The 4,918-nt window shown below is 63.4% G+C and carries 6 protein-coding genes; 3 read left to right on the plus strand and 3 right to left on the minus strand.

Features of this window, described 5'->3' with window-relative positions; translation table 11 throughout:
- A partial coding sequence (fliF, locus tag AC1DJT_RS34470; RefSeq protein ID WP_476835845.1) for a flagellar basal-body MS-ring/collar protein FliF occupies window positions 1–1,455 on the minus strand: 1,455 nt, incomplete at its 3' end.
- Between the two features lie 252 nt (window positions 1,456–1,707).
- Between fliF and AC1DJT_RS34475 the strand changes: the two genes are divergently transcribed.
- Genes AC1DJT_RS34475 through AC1DJT_RS34485 form a run of 3 tightly spaced genes read left to right on the plus strand, consistent with a single transcriptional unit; the run spans window position 1,708 to window position 4,151 of the window.
- Window positions 1,708–2,142, plus strand: a complete 435-nt coding sequence (locus AC1DJT_RS34475; RefSeq protein ID WP_441489570.1) for an SxtJ family membrane protein — start codon at window positions 1,708–1,710, stop codon at window positions 2,140–2,142.
- Window positions 2,143–2,155: 13 nt separating this feature from the next.
- Complete coding sequence (locus AC1DJT_RS34480) at window positions 2,156–2,305, plus strand: DUF5989 family protein (protein ID WP_162835449.1); 150 nt, start codon at window positions 2,156–2,158, stop codon at window positions 2,303–2,305.
- Window positions 2,306–2,315: 10 nt separating this feature from the next.
- On the plus strand, window positions 2,316–4,151 hold the full coding sequence (locus tag AC1DJT_RS34485; RefSeq protein ID WP_476768098.1) for a carbamoyltransferase family protein: 1,836 nt from the start codon (window positions 2,316–2,318) through the stop codon (window positions 4,149–4,151).
- Between the two features lie 84 nt (window positions 4,152–4,235).
- Here the strand turns inward: AC1DJT_RS34485 and sciP are convergent, their stop codons facing one another.
- Window positions 4,236–4,511 (minus strand): CtrA inhibitor SciP, encoded by a 276-nt coding sequence (sciP, locus tag AC1DJT_RS34490; protein WP_476835846.1) that lies wholly within the window; start codon window positions 4,509–4,511, stop codon window positions 4,236–4,238.
- 104 nt (window positions 4,512–4,615) lie between these two features.
- Window positions 4,616–4,918 (minus strand): flagellar hook assembly protein FlgD (locus AC1DJT_RS34495; protein WP_476835847.1); only part of this gene is annotated, 303 nt, incomplete at its 5' end.

Raw genomic sequence — 4,918 nt, forward strand, 5'->3', positions numbered from 1 at the left:
GTCCTGGATCATTGCCACGCCGTTGCGCATGAAAGTCGGGATCGGGCGCACCGACTTGTCGCTTGCCAGCACCTGCTTCAGCAGCGGACGCACCACCACCATCAGCACGATCAGGGTCAGCAGCGAAATGACGCCCATCTCGAAGAGCCGAATGACGTCCTCCCGGGTGAAGGACATCAGCTGTTGCATCATCGTCTGCTCGGTGAGGTCGGCAACGGCCGGAGGAGCCTCGGCAAAGCGCAGATTGACGACCTCGACCTTGTCGCCGCGGGCCTGGTCGAAGCCGACAGCGGTGCGAACCAGCTGGTTGATGCGCTCGAGCTCTTCCGGGCTGCGCGGCTGATAGCCGAGCTCGCTGCCCTGGCCACGGGTATAGCTGCCATCGACCAGCACCGCGACGGAGAGCTTCTTGACCCTCCCACCCTCGAGGACCTCGGTCCGAGTCGTGCGCGAGATCTCGTAGTTCACCACCTCTTCGTTTTTGGCGGAGACATCGCGCTGGTTCTGGGCGTTCTGCCCCTGCTGCTGCGCGCCGGGCAACTCGTTGCCGACGGTGACGGCGCCGTTCTGCGCCTCGTTGGTGGCGGAATTCTCGGTACGATTCTGGCTGGACCGGATGACCTTGCTCTCGGGATCGAAGGTCTCGGACCGGCTCTCGATGCGATTGCTGTCGAGCGTGGCCGAAACCTGCACGCGCGCCCGCCCCTGGCCGACGATGCTCGCGACGATGTCCTCGATCTGTGTCTTGATCCGCTTCTCGATCGCGGTCTGCCGCTCGTCGAGCCCGAGCCCGGCCAGCCCCTGCTCACCCTGGGCGCCATCGGCCAGCAGCCGGCCACGCTCGTCGACGATCGAGACGCGCTCCGGCTTCAGGCCGTCGACGGCGGAGGCCACGAGGTGACGAACCGCACGAACCTGGGCCGGATCGAGTTCGCCTGCGAGCTTCAGCGCGATCGAGGCGCGCGGGGGTTCGCGATCACGCTCGAACAGGCGCTTCTCCGGGATGACGAGGTGGACGCGCGCCGCCTGCACCCGGCCGATCGAGCGGATGGTCCGCGACAGCTCGCCTTCGAGCGCCCGCAGATGGTTGATGTTCTGGACGAAGCTGGTCGACGAGAAGGCATCGCCCTTGTCGAAGATCTCGTAGCCGACGCCGCCGCCGGAGGGGATGCCCTTGCCGGCAAGGTCCAGTCGCAGGCGCGGCACATCCGTCTTGGCGACCAGCACCGTCTGACCGTCGCTGCGCAGTTCGTATTTGATGCCCCGGGTATCGAGATCCTTCAGGATGGCGTTCACATCCTGGGTCGACAGATCCGAAAACAGCACGCTCATGGCGGGCTGAGACATCTTCAGCATGACGAAGCCGAAGAAGCCGACGAGTGCGAGCGTGACGGCCAGCATCGCCGCCAGCCGGGCCGCTCCGAATTTCGTAAACTGCTCGACGATCCCGTTCACGCCGTCATCCGTTTCACAACCCCGTCAGAGCAACGCGCGCAACGCCGCTCACTAGGCAAGTTTTTCCCAGTGCATGGTTAGCAACCCGTTAATTTCCGGGAGCGGGCTGTAAAGAATGCTGTTGATGGGCCTGTGTCTCGGCAGCCGTCGCCCGCCTCGCGGGCCGGCGTTCAGGAGCCCAGACCGGGCAAATCCCGTTTCCTCCGACCCCGATTATCGTCTAGACAGCACGCAACGTCGGAGGAGAACCGAGTGGCAGGCCAAGGCGAGCATCACGAATTCCGCTCCGGACACGGGGCTGTCGAGGGATCGAGCGATCGCTCGTTCGGGTTCGTCTTCACCGGCGTGTTTGCGCTGCTGGCCCTCTATAATGGCTGGCACCACGGCAGAGCGTGGCCATGGCTCGCCGGAATCGCCGCGGTCTTTCTCGGGATCACGCTGGTGCGCGCTTCGCTGCTCGCACCTTTGAACAAGCTGTGGACCCGCTTCGGACTGCTGCTCGCCAGCGTCGTCAACCCGATCGTCCTCGGACTTCTGTTCTTCGTCGTCTTCACGCCGATCGGCCTGCTGGCCCGGCTTCTCGGCAAGGATTTCCTGAGACTTCGGCGCAAGCCTGAAGTCGCGAGCTACTGGGTCCACCGCGATCCGCCGGGACCAGAGCCGCTCTCGATGAAAGATCAATTCTAATGGGACAGCACTGATGTCGTTTCTGAGAGAGTTCTTCCGCTTCATGAAGGCCCGGAAGAAGTTCTGGCTGATCCCGATCCTGCTGATCAGCCTGTTGTTCGGCGGCCTGCTCGTGCTGACGCATGGCAGCGCTGTGGCGCCCTTCGTCTACACCCTGTTCTGATCGGGCCCGCATGCGCGTTCTGGGGATCTCGGGCCTGTATCACGACAGCGCCGCCGCGCTCGTCGTCGATGGCACCATCGCGGCCGCCGCTCAGGAGGAGCGCTTCACCCGCAAGAAGCACGATGCCGATTTTCCGCATCGCGCGGTCGAGTACTGCCTCTCGGTTGCCGGCTGCGGATTGGACGAACTCGACGCGGTCGTCTTCTACGACAAGCCCTTCATCAAGTTCGAGCGACTTCTAGAGACCTATCTCGCTTTCGCCCCGCGCGGCTTCAGCTCGTTCCGCATGGCGATGCCGCTCTGGCTGCGTGAAAAGCTGTTCCAGAAGCACATCATCGGCAAGGAACTGCGCAAGATCGCGCCCGGCTTCGATGCCGAGAAACTGCTCTTCACCGAGCACCATCTCTCGCACGCGGCCTCGGCCTTCTACCCCTCACCTTTCGAGGACGCGGCCGTCCTGACCATGGATGGCGTCGGCGAATGGGCGACGATGACGCTCGCCATCGGCAAGGGCAGCGATCTCAAGATCCATAAGGAGCTGCACTTCCCGCATTCGCTCGGGCTGCTCTATTCGGCCATCACCTATTACATCGGCTTCAAGGTCAATTCCGGCGAGTACAAGGTCATGGGCCTCGCGCCCTATGGCGAGCCGCGCTACGCTGCCCTGATGCTCGAAAAACTGGTGGATCTGAAGCCGGACGGCAGTTTCCAGCTCGATCAGAGCTATTTCAACTACGCCACCGGCCTGACCATGACGAACGAGCGCTTCGCCGCGTTGTTTGGTCAGCCGGTGCGTGCGCCCGAACAGTTGTTGACCCAGTTTCACATGGACATGGCTGCCTCGATCCAGGCGGTGACCGAGGAGATCGTGCTCCGCCTCGCCCGTTCGGTGCGGGCCGAAACCGGCCAGAAGAACCTGTGCCTGGCGGGTGGCGTCGCGCTGAACTGCGTCGCCAATGGCAAGCTCCTGCGTGAGGGTGTCTTCGACGGCCTCTGGATCCAACCGGCGGCCGGCGATGCTGGCGGGGCGCTTGGCGCAGCGCTTGCCGGCTATCACCTTTTCGGTGGCCACCCGCGAAGGCTCAATCCAGGCGGCGGGGATTCAATGCTGGGCAGCTATCTCGGCCCCAGCTTCGCGCAAGCCGAGATCGAGGCCGAATTGACGACTGCCGGCGCGCGCTTCGAGTTTCTTGGTGACGACGCCCTGATCGAGGCCACCGCGCAGGCGCTGGCCGAGGGCAAGGCGGTCGGCTGGATGCAAGGCCGCATGGAATTCGGTCCGCGCGCCCTCGGCGGCCGCTCGATCCTCGGTGATCCACGTTCGCCGGCGATGCAGAAGACGCTGAATCTCAAGGTCAAGTACCGCGAGAGCTTCCGCCCCTTCGCGCCATCGGTGCTGCGCGAGGATGTCGGGACCTGGTTCGAGCTCGATACGGACTCGCCCTATATGCTGCTCGTCGCCGATGTGCGCAAAGAGCGCCGCCGCGACATGACCGAAGCCGAGAAGGCCCTCTTCGGCATCGACAAGCTCAACGTGCCGCGCTCCGACATTCCGGCCGTGACCCATGTCGATTATTCCGCACGCATCCAGACGGTGCATGAGGATACCAACCCGCGCTATCATGCGCTGCTCAGCCGCTTCAAGGATCTGACCGGCTGCCCGGTTCTGGTCAACACGAGCTTCAACGTGCGCGGCGAGCCCATCATCTGCAACGCCACCGACGCCTTCCGCTGCTTCATGGGGTCGGAGATCGAGGTCCTCGTCGCCGGCAACTGCATCCTCCGCAAGGAGGTGCAGGATCCCGGCCTCAAGCTCGATTACAAGGAAGCCTTCGAGCTCGACTGAAACGCAAAAGGCGCGCCTCGCAGCGCGCCCTTTGTGCCCGGACAGGACCGATCTGGCAAAGCGCGAGCGCTCCGCTCCACCGGTTTACTGACGATAATGCTGGATGCGCGTGGTGCGCAGCCCGGCGAGCCCGTGCTGGTCGATCGACATCTGCCAGCTCAGGAACTCGTCGACAGTCAGGGTATAGCGCTGGCAGRCCTCTTCAAGGCTGAGCAGGCCACCGCGCACGGCAGCAACCACCTCAGCCTTACGCCGGATGACCCAGCGGCGCGTATTCATTGGCGGAAGATCGGCAATCGTCAGCGGACTTCCGTCCGGGCCGATCACATACTTCACCCGCGGTCGCAACGGCTCGGTCATGATACACTCACACAACTCAACAGACCTAGTTGTGTTGACCTTAAGACCGCGGCTTTAAGAATTGCCTAAAGCGATAGCGCGGATTTCGGTATCGGCACGAATGCTCACTGCCCCCGCACCACGGTCTTCACCTTGTCGATCGGAACGCTGATGGTGCCGATCTTGAGCATCGGGATCGAGCTGGTGAAGTCGACGCCGTCGACCACACCGCTGATCTGGGTCTTGGCGGTCATCGCCTGCCCGGTGGTGTCCTTGGCATCGATGCTGATGGTGTAATCGCCCTCAGGCGCATTCACGCCGGTCGAGGTCTTGCCGTCCCACTTGTAGGTCTGGTCGCCCGCATCGAGGTTTCTGGTCAAGGTCTGGACGACGCTACCGGTGGAATTCTTGATGGTGATGGTCGCGGA

The sequence above is a fragment of the Allobosea sp. 05T422_2 genome (assembly GCF_056396265.1).